The sequence below is a fragment of the Bacillus sp. 2CMS4F genome, from assembly GCF_023161785.1.
GTDB lineage: Bacteria > Bacillota > Bacilli > Bacillales > Bacillaceae > Bacillus > Bacillus halotolerans.
The window spans coordinates 32600-47798 of record NZ_JALNTO010000006.1 but is presented as its reverse complement, the minus strand read 5'-3'; the positions used below and the strand labels follow the sequence as shown (position 1 = coordinate 47798).

Here is a 15199-nt window from a genome sequence, read left to right as displayed (position 1 = left end):
AAAAAAATAGTAGGTTATCGTTGAAGAATAGCACAGATGGCACAGATTTCACATAAGAAAATAGGAGGATTTTCTACATAAGTGTCCAAATTCCGACTTTCATTTCAGATTTTCCATTTGATCTCGCTGTCACTTCATCATTTCCCGGGAAAGGAAAATATCTCGCACTGAATACCTCTTCCCCATGATTGATAAAGACTTCCACAGATGACGCATCGATAAACATGTGCACTGTGTGCAGATTGCTGATTCGGCAATGTCTCGCTTCTGTTTTTGTACCGTCAAAGCTTGTGCGCGTTAGCGTGATAAGCCCTTCTTCCTTCTGGAAAGAGAATGTGGCAGTGGCGCGGATATCGATTTCAAAACCAGACTCCGTATTAATGTCTTCAATCAAAATCTCAGCTCTTTCAGGATTTTCAACTGGCAGTGTACCAGACGATCCATACATATTGATTTGAACTTCCTGCCCATTTTTCCGCATCGCTTTCAGCTCGGGAAGCGGCTGCTGAATCAGCTTCTCCCCTGATAGCGCCAGCTGTCTCGGCAGCGTCATACAGTGAATCCAGTGATAATCTTTCGTCGGATGATCCTTCTCATCCTGATCAGGTACAGCCATCCACGCAAACAGTATCCGGCGTCCCTGATCGTCTTCAAGTGTTTGCGGCGCGTAAAAATCAAAGCCTTGATCAAGCTCCGTAAACGCAGCATGCATCAGCCCCGTTTTTTCATAATCGAGCCGGCCTACAAAATATCCAGATTGATACACATTTTGATAATGATAGCCGTCAGCTTCAAGTCCTTGGGGCGAGACAATCAGCACTTCGGAGCCTTGAAGAGAAAACAGGTCAGGGCACTCCCACATATACCCGAAACCGTTCAGTCCGTTGAGCCCGGCACCTGTTATCGGGCCGAGAAACACCCATTCTGTCAGGTTATCGGAAGTAAACAAAACAGCTTGGCCTTTCATGTTCTCCGTTTGTGCACCGATCACCATATACCATTTTCCTTCATGCTCCCACACCTTCGGATCGCGAAAATGAGCTGTATAGCCTTCCGGAAGGCGGGCGACAACACCTTTTTTCTCAAAGGTCAGGCCATCATCCGATACAGCAAGGCACTGATACGTTTCCCGATTCCCATCCTGATCCCTGACATTTCCTGTGTAAAACAGATAGAGCCGGTCATCTTTGACAACAGCGCTGCCCGAGTAGCAGCCGTTTTTATCAAACCAATCACTCGGAGCCAGCGCAATCTCTTCCCGCTTCCAATTCACAAAGTCGCGTGTCGTATAATGCCCCCAAAACTTTGCGCCGTGCCCCGTCTGAAACGGCTGCCACTGAAAAAACAAATGATAGACTCCTTTCCAATACACAACGCCATTTGGATCATTCAGCAAACCAACCGGAGGCATGATGTGAAAGTGCTGGCGGTGCGGATCGCTGTCAGCGATATGTTCTTTTTTCTCAACTTCTTCATAAGCCCGGCGACGCAGCTCCTGATCATGTGCTGTCATTTTTTTCTCTCCTCATCTTCGTTAATTTTCATGACAAACGCCGCAATAAATGCTGATACTGCTGCAATAACCATTCCAATCATATAGTTTACTAGATTTCCAAAGCCAAACGGTGCTGCAATGGCGATCATCGGAATGCCTGTTAACCCGTAAGCGTTTGCAGCCACATGTGTAAATACGACATACGCGCCGCCCAACGCGCCCCCGATCATCGCGGCGATAAACGGTTTTCGGTAGCGAAGATTGACTCCGAAGATGATGGGCTCAGTAATGCCAAGAAAAGCGGAAAATGCAGCCGGAAGCGCGATTTCTTTTGTCTTTGCCTTTTTCGCCATAAAGAAGACGGCAAGCCCGGCGCCGCCCTGTGCGACATTCGCCATTGACCAGATCGGCAGCAAGTAGTTCTTGCCTATATCTGCAATAAGCCCTGCCTCAATCGCATGGAAGCTGTGATGTACGCCTGTCAGCACGATAAGTGAATACGTGCCCCCGAAAATCAGACCCGCAACAAAACCTGCATGGTCATATACATAAGTTAAAGCAACCGTAATGCCGGAGCCAAGCGCTCTGCCCAGAGGACCAATCGCGATAAAAGCGACAAAACCAGTGACAATGACAGTAACAAAAGGCGTAACAAGCAAATCGACCGCATGCGGAACCGCTTTTCTTGTCCATTTCTCTACCTTGCTCATGACGTAAACTGCCAGCAGGACAGGGATGACGGTTCCCTGATAACCGAGGAGCGCGATATCAAACCCGAAAAGATGCATATAATCAGGTGACGCTTCCGCCAAACCCCATGGATTCAAAAGCGTCGGGTGTATCATGATTCCCCCGATGACCGCTCCTAAATACGGATTGCTTCCAAACTCTTTTGAAGCGCTGACCCCGATCAAAATCGGCAGAAAGATAAATGCCGCGCTTGAAAACATATCGAGGAGCTGCAGCAACGCAGAGTCCTTACTCATCCAATGAAAGGCATTGACCATTCCCAATAACCCCATTAACAGGCCGCTGGCTACGATGGCTGGAATGATCGGCACAAAAATATTCGAAAGCGTTTTCGCAAATCTCGCCGCAGGGTTCAGTTTCTCTTTAGCAGCATCCTGGTGATTCACATGTTCTTCACGCTCTACATCGGCTTCCTTAGAAAAAGCGTCATACACTTTATTGACAAGGCCTGTTCCAAAAATAATCTGGTATTGACCTGAACTGCTGAAAGCGCCTTTGACGCCTTCAAGCTCTTCCACTTGCGATTGGTCAATCTTTGATTCATCCCTGATCACTAAACGCAGCCTTGTCGCACAATGAGCCGCGCTGATGATGTTTTCTTTTCCTCCGAGAAGCTCAATGAGGCGTTTTGCAGTCTCTTTTTCATTCATCTATTTCTCCCCCTTTTATAAACAAAAAAGACCTAAAATTCGCCAACGAATAAAGGACACAGCGATCCTTTTTCATTTACGCAAATTTTAGGTCTTGCCTGCTTTACCAGTCACAATCCCTCTTATTCGAATGAAGAATACGCTTTCATCATAATTGATGACAGCGTTTTCGTCAACTGTTTTTTTAGATAAAAAGTGATGTAAAACATTTAGACAAAAAGTCGTAAATATTAATTGTGAAACACTTCACAATATCATGCTATACTATGCTCATCTATCAAAGAAAGCAGGAAAAGACAATGGAGACTCAAGCATTGCAAAAGGTTGAACAATATGCTTTAAGAAAACAAAACATATTCGTTTCAAGCAAAATCCGTTATTTGCTCAGATCCATTTTGGCCAGCATGTTTATCGGTTTTGGCATTACAGCCGCAAGCAAAACAGGCAGCTATTTCTCTATTGCTGACTCACCGTTTGCCTTTCCGGCTGCCGCTGTGACATTTGGAGCTGCTATTGTGTTAATTGCCTACGGAGGCGGGGATTTATTCACCGGCAACACCTTTTATTTCACTTATACCGCGCTCCGGAAAAAAATCCGCTGGCGCGACACCCTGTACCTGTGGGTTTTCAGTTATACCGGCAATTTGATCGGAGCCGTTTTGTTTGCGATTCTTATCAGCGCAACCGGGCTTTTTGAGGGGGCATCCCATTCCTTTTTGATTCATCTGGCAGAGCACAAGATAGAGCCGCCTGCCTCAGAGCTGTTTTTCCGAGGAATGCTGTGCAATTGGCTTGTATGTCTCGCTTTTTTCATTCCGATGTCTCTCAAAGGAGAAGGGGCAAAGCTGTTTGCCATGATGCTTTTCGTTTTCTGCTTTTTTATTTCCGGTTTTGAACACAGCATTGCCAATATGTGCACTTTTGCGATCTCACTTTTGATCGATCACCCTGATACAGTCACACTGGCGGGAGCAGTGAGAAACTTAATTCCTGTTACACTCGGCAATCTGGCCGCAGGAATTGTGATGATGGGCTGGATGTATCACACGCTGAATGCCGATCAATAAAAAAACTTCCAGAGATCACTCCCTGCAAGTCAAAGCGGTTTTTCCGAGAGATCTTGAAGACGCTGGACATGCAGCGTGATATAGCCGGCCTCGGACTCCGGCAAATGTAATTGATATTCATTTTTCAGAAACTCCGCCAGCTCCAGCGCACATTGATAGGCAAATGAATACTTTTTTTGGATGAAATAAAGCATCTCTTCGTCCATGACATGAAACGCTTCATTTGATTCCAACCGGCTGACCGCGTATCGCAAATGCGTGACAAGGCGTTGATAGGAAATGCTGTTTTCATCCACCTTTCGATTAAAGTAGTTTTCTATTTTCTCTATCATTTCTTTGATCATCGTCGTATGCTTCAGCGCTGAATACATACTCTCTGCATCCATCTTTGCCGTATGGATGTGAAGGGCAATATAACCCGCTTCATCTTCAGGCAGAGACACGCCCAATGTCTCTTTTACATGTCCGATCGCCCACAGGCCGATCTCGTATTCTTTTTTATAGAGCGCCTTTATCTCATGCAATAATTTATTTTGCACAAGCAGCCCATTTTGAATCCTTTCGATCGCAAAGGACAAATGGTCAGAAAGCGCAATATGAATATGGTCGCTCAGCGGCGCCGCGAGCTCCCCTTCCGCATAGCTGATGATATCCTCAGCTATGTCAATATGCTCCTCAGGCAGTGTTTGCAGGATTTGCTTGAATTTTTCATTCTCGTCGTGCACGACAAAAATCTTTTCTGCTTTATTCATAGGGATGAGATCATTTTTCTTTTTTTGAAAAGCGATGCCCGGACCCATAACGATTTTTTCCTGATCATCCTCTTTGATTAAAGCCGCATTGTTGTTTAATACCTTATAGATTTTCAAGAGGCTCTCTCTCCCGCCAATTAGCTTTTATGACTGGGATTTTACCTCCTTTTGACCGCCATGTAAAGCTGCGGGCCGGCCCTCTCCTGCTTTGGCGATTCCTTGAAGGCTTGCAGACATCTTCTTTTATAGAGAGCGGCGGCTTTCGCTTTCTGTTTTTCTTCGTCATTCACAGCCATCCGCCATTCATAAAACGAAACCAGTCCTGCGGCTTGCACCGCCGCTTTTCTTTGATATGTACGCTGAGCCGAATAAATAGCGGCAGCCGCATGTTTTCGGTCCGGCGCCACCCAGTTCATCAAAAAGACCATCCACACCCGTAAAGATACAAGCAAACGTTTCATAAAAAAACATCCCTCCGCTTCTTTTTGGCAGGCAGCCTTTTTAGCAGCCCGTTTTTTCAGCCGCAGCTCACAGGAAAAGACGGCCGATTTCTTTTCTCGCAAACTAGCAGCTCTAGCAAAACTCATGACTCTATGATAGACCGTGGAAAGAGAATTCTTTGTCACAATATGAGTGAAAAAACAAACTAGTTTTAAGAAGTTTTGTTGAAAGCTGAAAGAAATGAAATGAAAATTGGAGAACCGCTTTAAAAAGTTTATACACAAGTTATCCCAAAGATAAGAACAACTTAATCACAAGAGATATCCACATGTCCACAAACCCCATCTATATTTTGTATAAGAACATATATTCCCAACTATATATATACACAGCTTTATTCACTTATACACAGGGTTCTGTGTATAACTCCTTCCTTATACACAACCAAAATCCAATAAATGGTCCAAATGACACAAGGATTTTTTTGAATTTTCAAGAAATATATACTAGATCATCACCATTTTTTCTAAACACAAAGGGGGAAACACATTGAAAAACGGGATTATTCGTTTTCTGCTTCTAGGTTTGGTTTTATTCTTTACGTTATCCACAGGCATTACAGGTGTACAGGCAGCACCGGTTTCTTCAAAAGGATCGGCGGATCTGGAAAAGGCCGAGGTATTCGGTGATATTGACATGACAACAAGCAAACAAACAACGGTGATTGTGGAATTAAAAGAAAAATCCTTAGCAGAGGCGAAAGAAGCGGGAGTAAACCAAACGAAAAGCAAGCTCAAAAACGCCCGCTCAAAAGCAAAAAATAAAGCCGTGAAAGCGGTGAAAAACGGAAAAGTAAAACGAGAATATGAGCAGGTATTCTCCGGATTTTCTATGAAGCTTCCAGCTAATGAAATTCCAAAACTTCTAGCAGTAGATGACGTTAAAGCTGTGTACCCGAACGTCACTTACAAAACAGACAATATCAAGGAGAAAGACATCACCATCTCCGAGGACGCTGTCTCTCCGCAAATGGATGACAGCGCGCCATATATCGGAGCAAATGATGCATGGGATTTAGGCTACACAGGGAAAGGCGTCAAAGTGGCTGTTATTGATACAGGGGTTGAGTACAATCACCCTGATCTGAAGAAAAACTTCGGACAATATAAAGGATACGATTTTGTAGACAATGATTACGATCCGAAAGAAACACCGACAGGCGATCCAAGAGGCGGAGCCACTGACCATGGAACACACGTGGCCGGAACTGTCGCTGCAAACGGTACGATTAAAGGCGTAGCGCCTGATGCTACACTTCTCGCTTACCGCGTTCTCGGACCGGGAGGAAGCGGCACAACAGAAAACGTCATCGCCGGTGTAGAACGTGCAGTTCAGGACGGAGCAGATGTGATGAACCTGTCTCTCGGAAACTCGTTAAACAACCCGGATTGGGCGACGAGCACAGCGCTTGACTGGGCCATGTCAGAAGGCGTTGTCGCCGTTACATCAAATGGCAACAGCGGACCAAACGGCTGGACAGTCGGATCGCCAGGCACATCCAGAGAAGCGATTTCTGTCGGCGCAACGCAGCTTCCGCTCAATGAATACGCCGTCTCATTCGGCTCTTACTCTTCAGCAAAAGTCATGGGCTATGACAAAGAAGAGGACGTCAAGGCGCTTCACAATAAAGAGGTTGAGCTTGTCGACGCTGGCCTCGGCGAAGAAAAGGACGTTGAAGGAAAAGATCTGAAAGGCAAAGTGGCACTCGTCAAACGGGGCAGCATTGCTTTTGTGGATAAAGCAGATAACGCAAAAAAAGCAGGCGCCATCGGCATGGTTGTGTATAACAACCTGTCCGGAGAAGTTGAAGCCAATGTGCCAGGCATGTCTGTGCCAACGATTAAGCTTTCATTAGAAGACGGCGAAAAACTCATCAGCGCCATGAAAGCAGGCGAGACAAAAGCAACATTCAACTTGACGGTCTCAAAAGCGCTCGGTGAACAGGTTGCCGATTTCTCATCCCGCGGCCCTGTGATGGATACGTGGATGATTAAGCCGGATATTTCCGCGCCAGGTGTCAATATCGTCAGCACCATTCCGACACATGATCCTGACAATCCATATGGCTACGGGTCAAAACAAGGAACAAGCATGGCATCACCTCATATTGCCGGAGCGGTTGCCGTTATCAAACAAGCTAAACCGAAATGGAGCGTTGAACAGATCAAGGCTGCCATCATGAATACCGCCGTCACATTAAAGGATGGCGACGGAGAAGTATATCCGCATAACGCTCAAGGCGCAGGCAGCGCAAGAATTATGAACGCGATCAAAGCCGACTCGTTCGTCTCACCGGGAAGCTACTCGTACGGCACATTTTTGAAGGAAAAAGGAACCGAAACGAAAAAAGAAACCTTTACAATTGAAAACCAATCTTCCATTAGAAAATCATACACGCTAGAATACTCATTTAACGGAAGCGGCATTTCCACATCCGGCACAAGCCGTGTTGTGATTCCGGCTCATAAAACCGGAAAAGCCACTGCAAAAGTAAAGGTCGACACAAAGAAAACAAAAGCAGGCACCTATGAAGGAACAGTCATCGTTAGAGAAGGCGGAAAAACCGTCGCCAAGGTTCCTACATTGCTGATCGTAAAAGAGCCGGATTATCCGAGGGTAACGTCTGTCTCAGTTAATGAGGGCTCTGAACAAGGCACCTATGAAATTGAAACCTACCTTCCTGCGGGAGCGGAAGAGCTGGCATTCCTCGTCTATGACAGCAACCTTGACTTTGCAGGCCAAGCAGGTATTTATAAACATCAAGATAAAGGCTATCAGTACTTCGACTGGGACGGCACGATCAATTGGGGCACAAAGCTTCCAGCCGGTGAATATTATATGCTCGCCTATGCAGCGAACAAAGGCAAATCAAGCCAAGTTCTGACTGAAGAGCCGTTTACTGTTGAATAAAAAGCAGCCCTGCCGAGAAACATCGGCGGGGCTTTTTTCATGCAGGCTTTAGCGGCCTCATGCCTCAGCAAACGCCTCCTGTAAAAGGCGATAAGAATGAAGTTTATCCTCAAATCGGTTCGTAATGGTCACCGCCATGATTTCCTCTGTACCATAAGCCTTACTCAAGGACATCAGCTGTTCCTTGACCTGTTTTTTCGTACCGACAATCATTCGGTTTCTGTTATCAGCAATTCGTCTTTGTTCATAAGGAGAGTACGTATTTTGCCGGACAGCTTCATAATCAGGAACGCCTTCTAAAGGTATGCCCTGCTCACCCGCCAAGAGAGTAAAATCAAGCACTGCCCCTAGCTTCTCCGCTTTCTCTTCTGTATCCGCACATAGAACAAAAACAGCAACTGCCGCCCGAGGTGTTTCTCCTAACACAGACGGCTTAAATCGTCTCATATATTGTCTGACCGTATCCTCCCCGCCCTCGCCATTGATAAAATGGGCAAACATATAGCCGGCACCCGATTCAGCGGCGAGCAGCGCGCTTTCTCCAGATGAACCGAGCAGCCACACATCAGGCGCAGTTGAAATATGCGGTGCAGCCGTTAAATTAGGAAACCGGTGACTGTCATCCGCCAAATCATGCAAATACATGGTCAGCTCCTTGATTTGCTGCGGGTACTGATCGGCATTGCGTTTCCCGCCGTCATTCAGCGCCCAAGATGCAATCGGCATTCCTCCCGGCGCTCTGCCTAGGCCGAGATCAATTCTTCCCGGTGTCAGCCCCTCCAGCACACGGAAATTCTCCGCTACTTTATAGGCACTGTAGTGCGGCAGCATGACACCTCCTGATCCCACCCTGATCCGGTTCGTTTTCGCCGCAATGTAGCTGATCAGCACCTCTGGACTGGACCCTGCCAGACGCTTTGAAAAGTGATGCTCTGAAACCCAAAATCTCTTATACCCAAGATCCTCAGCCGCCTGAGCAAGCTCAACAGTTTCCCGTAATGCCGTTTCTGCAGAGCTTCCCTCGGACACCGGAGATTGATCTAATATACTTAATGATAACATCCCTACCACCTCGTCCTCATCGTATCACTGATCCATTATTTTTTCTTCTAAGCCGCTCACACTGTTCATCAGTGTCCCCCGATCAATCGTTATTTATTTGTGTCAGCTTGTCTCTATTTGTCGAGATATGTTACACGTGAAACATAAAAACCTCTCCGCTGGCGGAGAGGTTTCACATTTAGTTCTTATTAAAGCCTTTTTTCTTCACATATTCATTTAAGTACGTACGCGGTTTCTGCTTCATAAAGTTCAGAATTTGATCAGACCACGTTTCTACCCGCTGACCGTTTGTTCTTTCTCTATAATAATCAGAAATGGTTTTGTCATATGCACTCATATGTTCACGAAAATCATCGTCATTCACGTTATACGTATTTTCATGATATACAGCCTGCTTCGGCAATCTCGGTTTTTTGCCAGATAAGTTGGCAGGATGTCCTACAGCCAGGCCAAAAAGCGGGAGCACATGGTCAGGCGTTTGCAGCACCTCTGTCACCTTGTCCAGTTCATTCCGAATGCCTCCGATATAACATATGCCAAGCCCCATTGATTCCGCGGCGATGCTCATATTTTGAGCCGCAAGCGCAGCATCAATTAAACTGACCATAAACATTTCCGTATTTTCCAGCAGCTCAGAAATAGGTTCGCCTTTTTCTTCAGCCAGTTTTTGATGACGGTACAAGTCCGCACAAAACACAAAAAAGTGCCCGTTATTTTCTACATAAGGCTGATTCCCCGCAAGCACAGACAGCTCACGTTTTTTCTCCGGATCGGAAACACCGATAATCGAATAAGCCTGTACATAGCTGGACGTAGGCGCAGCCTGCGCGCTTTTCACTAATGTATCAATTTCCTCAGCTGTCAGAAGCTGATCAGTAAAAGATCGGATCGACCGATGGTTTAAAATGGTTTCAATTGTGTTGTTCATCACAAGGACCTCCTTATCTGTTTATCATATCCCAAAAAAAGTGAAGCCAAAAGTGAAATGCTCTGAAACAAAAAAGACAGCCCTTTAAAGGCTGTCTGCATTTTATGAATTAAACAAATAACTTCTGTATCTCGTCAACTGAACACTCGCATTATACACAATGCCGAAACCGATTAACGTGGCAAGCGTCGAGCTCCCCCCATAGCTGACAAACAGCAGCGGAATCCCGGTAACAGGCATAATACCGATATTCATCCCGATATTCTGGAATGTGTGGATAACAATTAACGCCGTATAACCTACGCAAAAGAAAGAAGCAAAACGGTTGAATGGATGGATCTTGTCAATCAAAACGACAAGTCTATAGATTAAGAAGAAGAACATGATAACAACAATGGCACAGCCTAAAAATCCGAAGCTTTCTCCTAAAATAGCAAAAATAAAGTCAGTTTGTCCCTCTGGTACATAAACCTTCAAGTTATGAACACCATTTCCGATAATACCGCCTGAGCCGATAGCCATGACGGCCTGATCAACCTGCCAGCCGCTATTTGCATCTTCCTGAGTTGTTCCATTTGAATCAGAAACCCAAGATGTAACCCTGTTAATTTGATACTCTTGAATACCCACTGACTTAGCGACATCAGGAAAATTAATCATGACTAACAACGCAAGAGAAATAAGTAAGATACCTGAACCGCCAATGATCGCGATCAGCTTCCAGTTTACTCCTGACATAAAGACCATGACAATCACAATGAACATACAGATCCCAGCTGTACCAGCATCCTGCAGAAGGATAAGTCCGATTGGCACTACTGCAACGCCTGCTATCTTCAACAAAAGATAGACATCATCTCTAAGTGAACGAACTTTTTTAGGATTCGCCTTAGATATAACCGAGGCCACCATCATCATGAGCCCTATCTTCATAAATTCAGAAGGCTGCAACGTAACAGGTCCAAATTGGAACCAGCTCTTTGCACCATTTTTCACAGGGGCGATAGACTCAGGGCTGATTCTTAATATCAACAGCAATAAGATTCCAAATATAAACACATATAAACTAAGTTTTTCCAGCTGCTCTAAATCGAAATAAAGTAGTGCCGTTATTGCAACAATGCCCAATACATAATAGACGATTTGTTTCTTCCAAGCACCGTCTCCATACTGCCCAAACTGACCGGCAGCATAAATTGATACTACGCTTATGATAAAAAACACACCTAATATAAAAATCAAATCCCCCTGGTAGAAGGGGCTTTGCTGTTTCTTATATCGACTCATTCTATCCCGCCTTACATTTTCATCGGAAAATCACTAATGTTTATTATACATGAACCACGTTCAAGATGACACGTGAAGCTCGTTTCCTTTTTTGTTTTTTGCGCGCATTTGCGGCGCTTTTTCAGCTACACGAAATATGACGTATCATAAACCGAAATGTTTCGATTGACACAAAACTTTTCAAATGAAAAAAACCCTATTTCTCAAGGGTTATGAATGCAGCCTCTTATTAAATATGTTGATTTACCCAAAGATTTATTGAATGTTCCTATCTTACATCAAGTTGCCAGAAAACCAATGCCTAAGTAAACAAACTGTTCCATTCTGGTTTCCATACATTCTCCTAGCGGATTGGCGATAAAAAATAAGGCAATAGTGCCAGACCATTTCTGCAAATACCTGTATCAATTTCTGGAAAACATGGTATAATAATTGTAACAAAATGTTCACAAAACAACCATAAAACAGACACAATTCATTTCCTCTACTTCATTTTTGTAAACGCTGTCACAAAATGAAAGGAGACGGGTATGATGGACATGTTTTTTGCTTATTTATTGGTTGCCAGCGCTACTCCCCTCTTTATTTGGCTCGATAACAAAAAAGTCGCACTCTCTGCTATTCCGCCAATTATTTTAATGTGGGTATTCTTCTTCTTTTACGCAACAGAAAGCCTTTCTCCACTCGGACACACTCTCATGATTATCCTGTTTGCCGTCAACGTCATTGTCGCTCATATCGCGGCCTTTATCATTTATGGCCTTCCTTACCTTCGCAGAAAGCGAAGCAGCAGCTGAAACAGCAAAAAACCCTCTTCTGACGAAGAGGGTTTTTGCTTATTCGTTGTGGCCTGAGTGCTCTGAGTGTTCAGCGCCTCCAGGAGGATTTCCGTCCATGTGGTCACCGTGATGATAGTGAGCCGCGAAAATCCAGATAGATCCAAGCACGATAACGATCGCGCCGAAGAATCCGAACAGCGTGTTTCCGACTTGGATACCGCCGTTTTCGCTCTCTGTCATGTGCATGAACATGAGAAGCTGGAGCGCCGCCTGAATGAAGGCGAAGCCGAAAATGATCCAAAGTTTTGCTGATGGACTCAATTCAGTATACACTGCAACCCATAGAGCCAGCAGGGTCAAAACAATAGACAGTGCAAAACCTACAATGTGCTTCCATGGAAAGTGACTGTGTTCAGCAGATTTGTTTGCCATTTTACAGACCCCCCAATCCCATGAGATAGACACCTGTAAAGATGAAAATCCATACAACATCTAAGAAGTGCCAGTACAAGCTTGAGATAAAGATTTTAGATGAAGTTTGCGGAGTTAAGCCGCGTTTCTTCAACTGAATCAGAATTCCTGTAATCCAGAAAATACCGATTGTTACGTGAGTTCCGTGAGTTCCAAGTAAAACAAAGAATCCAGACCAGAACGCACTTGTACCGAGAGATGCTCCTTCATGTACATAGTGGACAAACTCGTTGATCTCACAACCGACGAAGCCGGCGCCGAGAAGAAGAGTAATAATTGTCCAAATGACTACGCCTTTTAAACTTCCGCGGCGCATTTCATGAACAGCGATCCCGCAGGTAAAGCTGCTGATAAGCAGCAAGAACGTCATAATCATTACCAGATTCACTTCAAACAGTTCGTCCGGTAAGACACCTCCTGCTGTTCTGTTTTGAAGAACGAAGAAGGTTGCAAATAGTGTTGAGAACAACACAATTTCTGCCCCTAAAAAGATCCAAAACCCGAGAATATTAAGTCTGCCGGTTTCAGATTGATATTCCATAGGCGCGTTAGAATTGCCGTGTTCTGCATGTTCCATAACTCACGCCTCCTTATTCGGAAATCTTTCTTTCCGTCTCTTTTATTTCATCAACACTAACGTAGTAGCCATTGTCGTATTCGAATGAACGCAGAACCATGCAGAGCAGGACTCCGATCAATCCGACTACGCCCATCCAGTACCATTCAAAGACAAGTCCAAAGCCGGCGATACCGAAGGCAACAGACATAAAGAACGGTCTGCCTGAGTTGCTTGGCATATGGATTTTCTTGAATTTGCTTTCAGGGTATAATTCAGTTTTTTCTTCTTTCATATGCAGGAATGCATCTTGAGATTTGACTTCAGGAAGCACCGCAAAGTTGTAGTGCGGCGGAATCGCAGATGAAGTCGCCCAATCAAGCGTACGTCCCACACCCCATGAATCTCCGCTGATTTCACGAGTAGAGTAACGGAAGCTGTAGTAGATGTTATAGCAAAGGATTAAGAATCCTACACCCATCATGAAAGCTCCGACTGTTGAGATAAAGTTCAATGTTGTCCAGCCGTCATTCGGTCCGTATGTGTAAATACGGCGAGGCATGCCTTGAAGCCCCAAGAAATATTGCGGGAAGAAACAAATATTGAACCCGATCATAAAGATCCAGAAGAACCATTTTCCGATTTTTTCGTTCAGTTTGTGGCCGAACATTTTTGGATACCAGAAAATAAATCCAGCGAAACAAGCAAATACAGTACCCGCGATCAGCACGTAGTGGAAGTGAGATACCAGGAAGTACGTATTATGGTATTGATAATCCGCTGCTGCCATCGCAAGCATAACCCCTGTAACCCCGCCGATAACGAAATTAGGAATGAACGCAAGCGCCCACAGCATAGGCGTTGTAAAGCTGATTCGGCCTTTATACATTGTAAAGAGCCAGTTAAAGATTTTAACCCCGGTCGGAATCGAGATTGCCATTGTCGTAATTGAGAAGAATGAGTTAACGGACGCACTGTTCCCCATTGTGAAGAAGTGGTGAGTCCAAACTAAGAAACTCAATACGGAGATGGCGATAATAGAACCGACCATCGCTTTGTAACCAAACAGTTGTTTTCTTGCAAAGCTTGAGATAATTTCTGAGAAAATACCGAACGCCGGAAGTATAACGATATATACTTCAGGATGTCCCCAAATCCAGAACAGGTTGGCCCAAAGCATCGGCATACCGCCTGCTTCCAGTGTGAAAAAGTGAGCGCCGAACAAACGATCAAATGATAATAGTGCTAAAGCTACTGTAAGCACAGGGAAAGCAAACACGATAATAACCATTGTGATCAGTGTTGTCCATGTGAACATTGGCATACGCATCAGTGTCATGCCTTTTGTTCTCATTTTTAAGATTGTGACCATAAAGTTGATCCCTGTCATCAGGGTACCGATACCGGCAATCTGAAGTCCGAGGAGGTAGTAGTTCTCACCCGGCCCAGGGCTCATGTCGTTACTTGCAAGCGGCATATAACTTGTCCAGCCTGCGTTCGGAGAACCTCCGATAACGAAAGAAATATTGAAAAGCATAGCCCCTACGAAGAACGTCCAGAAGCTCAGGTTGTTCAAGTAAGGAAATGCAACGTCGCGAGCACCGATTTGAAGAGGTACAACAACGTTAATAAGACCGATTAAAAACGGCATCGCCATGAAGATAATCATGATCGTACCGTGAGTCGTAAAAATTTCATTATAGTGGTTTGAGTCTAAAAAACTGTTATTCGGAAGCGCTAGCTGGGCACGCATCATCAAACCGTCGACACCGCCGCGGAATAACATAATTACAGCAGAGATAATATACATGATTCCGAGTTTTTTGTGGTCAACAGTTGTTATCCATTCAGACCAGAGCCATTTCCATTTCTTGAAGTAGGTAAGTACAACAATGATGGCGATGGTAGATAGTGCAATGGAAACTTGTGCGCCCAGAATTAATGGGTCACCTGTTACAAAAAATTCATCCCATTTAAATTTCATGCGGGCT

General features: G+C 44.8%; 13 protein-coding genes. 3 read left to right on the top strand and 10 right to left on the bottom strand.

Going from position 1 to position 15199, the window contains the following annotated elements:
• Positions 1-73: 73 nt before the first annotated feature.
• Together sacA and scrA are read right to left on the bottom strand one after the other, a co-directional pair.
• A complete protein-coding gene (gene sacA / locus MTN95_RS10685) occupies positions 74-1513 on the bottom strand; it encodes a sucrose-6-phosphate hydrolase (RefSeq protein ID WP_248338109.1) in 1440 nt (479 codons plus the stop codon).
• Complete coding sequence (gene scrA, locus MTN95_RS10680; RefSeq protein ID WP_227598552.1) at positions 1510-2895, bottom strand: PTS system sucrose transporter subunit IIBC; 1386 nt, start codon at positions 2893-2895, stop codon at positions 1510-1512. The genes sacA and scrA overlap by 4 nt, the downstream gene beginning before the upstream one ends.
• A gap of 299 nt (positions 2896-3194) precedes the next feature.
• On the opposite strand from scrA, the gene MTN95_RS10675 reads away from it, so the two are divergent.
• Positions 3195-3962, top strand: a complete 768-nt coding sequence (locus tag MTN95_RS10675; RefSeq protein ID WP_105954447.1) for a formate/nitrite transporter family protein — start codon at positions 3195-3197, stop codon at positions 3960-3962.
• A gap of 29 nt (positions 3963-3991) precedes the next feature.
• Here MTN95_RS10675 and sacT read toward each other — a convergent pair whose 3' ends face one another.
• Complete coding sequence (gene sacT, locus MTN95_RS10670; RefSeq protein WP_248338107.1) at positions 3992-4831, bottom strand: PRD domain-containing protein; 840 nt, start codon at positions 4829-4831, stop codon at positions 3992-3994.
• Positions 4832-4872: 41 nt separating this feature from the next.
• The gene (locus tag MTN95_RS10665; protein WP_059292278.1) at positions 4873-5175 is read right to left on the bottom strand and encodes a hypothetical protein; all 303 of its coding nucleotides are present in this window, start codon (positions 5173-5175) and stop codon (positions 4873-4875) included.
• A 529-nt stretch (positions 5176-5704) separates the two neighbouring features.
• On the opposite strand from MTN95_RS10665, the gene MTN95_RS10660 reads away from it, so the two are divergent.
• On the top strand, positions 5705-8125 hold the full coding sequence (locus tag MTN95_RS10660; RefSeq protein WP_248338105.1) for a S8 family peptidase: 2421 nt from the start codon (positions 5705-5707) through the stop codon (positions 8123-8125).
• A 57-nt stretch (positions 8126-8182) separates the two neighbouring features.
• On the opposite strand, the gene MTN95_RS10655 is transcribed toward MTN95_RS10660, so the two are convergent.
• The 3 genes from MTN95_RS10655 to MTN95_RS10645 all read right to left on the bottom strand — a co-directional run bounded on the left by MTN95_RS10655 (position 8183) and on the right by MTN95_RS10645 (position 11402).
• Positions 8183-9187, bottom strand: coding sequence for an LLM class flavin-dependent oxidoreductase (locus tag MTN95_RS10655; protein WP_248338103.1), 1005 nt, complete (start codon positions 9185-9187; stop codon positions 8183-8185).
• 178 nt (positions 9188-9365) lie between these two features.
• On the bottom strand, positions 9366-10115 hold the full coding sequence (nfsA, locus tag MTN95_RS10650; protein WP_202853337.1) for an oxygen-insensitive NADPH nitroreductase: 750 nt from the start codon (positions 10113-10115) through the stop codon (positions 9366-9368).
• Between the two features lie 102 nt (positions 10116-10217).
• Positions 10218-11402, bottom strand: a complete 1185-nt coding sequence (locus tag MTN95_RS10645; RefSeq protein ID WP_059292274.1) for an FtsW/RodA/SpoVE family cell cycle protein — start codon at positions 11400-11402, stop codon at positions 10218-10220.
• A 530-nt stretch (positions 11403-11932) separates the two neighbouring features.
• Here MTN95_RS10645 and ywcE point away from each other — a divergent pair.
• Entirely contained in the window at positions 11933-12199 is a 267-nt protein-coding gene (gene ywcE, locus MTN95_RS10640) for a spore morphogenesis/germination protein YwcE (protein WP_081638379.1), read from the top strand.
• A 39-nt stretch (positions 12200-12238) separates the two neighbouring features.
• Here ywcE and qoxD read toward each other — a convergent pair whose 3' ends face one another.
• From qoxD to qoxB, 3 genes are read right to left on the bottom strand one after another with little or no spacing between them, the layout of a single operon-like run.
• Entirely contained in the window at positions 12239-12613 is a 375-nt protein-coding gene (qoxD, locus tag MTN95_RS10635; protein ID WP_024123290.1) for a cytochrome aa3 quinol oxidase subunit IV, read from the bottom strand.
• A 1-nt stretch (position 12614) separates the two neighbouring features.
• The gene (qoxC, locus tag MTN95_RS10630; protein ID WP_003236031.1) at positions 12615-13229 is read right to left on the bottom strand and encodes a cytochrome aa3 quinol oxidase subunit III; all 615 of its coding nucleotides are present in this window, start codon (positions 13227-13229) and stop codon (positions 12615-12617) included.
• Positions 13230-13242: 13 nt separating this feature from the next.
• Positions 13243-15192: a cytochrome aa3 quinol oxidase subunit I gene (gene qoxB / locus MTN95_RS10625; RefSeq protein WP_010332354.1), complete on the bottom strand. Its 1950-nt coding sequence runs from the start codon at positions 15190-15192 to the stop codon at positions 13243-13245.
• Between the last annotated feature and the right edge of the window lie 7 nt (positions 15193-15199).

Bases quoted from the DNA above. Each gene is read 5' to 3' on its own strand.
- MTN95_RS10675 (WP_105954447.1), top strand. From the start codon at position 3,195: ATGGAGACTCAAGCATTGCAAAAGGTTGAACAATATGCTTTAAGAAAA.
- MTN95_RS10655 (WP_248338103.1), bottom strand. From the start codon at position 9,187: ATGTTATCATTAAGTATATTAGATCAATCTCCGGTGTCCGAGGGAAGC.
- qoxD (WP_024123290.1), bottom strand. From the start codon at position 12,613: ATGGCAAACAAATCTGCTGAACACAGTCACTTTCCATGGAAGCACATT.
- scrA (WP_227598552.1), bottom strand. From the start codon at position 2,895: ATGAATGAAAAAGAGACTGCAAAACGCCTCATTGAGCTTCTCGGAGGA.
- ywcE (WP_081638379.1), top strand. From the start codon at position 11,933: ATGATGGACATGTTTTTTGCTTATTTATTGGTTGCCAGCGCTACTCCC.
- MTN95_RS10665 (WP_059292278.1), bottom strand. From the start codon at position 5,175: ATGAAACGTTTGCTTGTATCTTTACGGGTGTGGATGGTCTTTTTGATG.
- sacA (WP_248338109.1), bottom strand. From the start codon at position 1,513: ATGACAGCACATGATCAGGAGCTGCGTCGCCGGGCTTATGAAGAAGTT.
- qoxB (WP_010332354.1), bottom strand. From the start codon at position 15,192: ATGAAATTTAAATGGGATGAATTTTTTGTAACAGGTGACCCATTAATT.
- nfsA (WP_202853337.1), bottom strand. From the start codon at position 10,115: ATGAACAACACAATTGAAACCATTTTAAACCATCGGTCGATCCGATCT.
- qoxC (WP_003236031.1), bottom strand. From the start codon at position 13,229: ATGGAACATGCAGAACACGGCAATTCTAACGCGCCTATGGAATATCAA.
- MTN95_RS10645 (WP_059292274.1), bottom strand. From the start codon at position 11,402: ATGAGTCGATATAAGAAACAGCAAAGCCCCTTCTACCAGGGGGATTTG.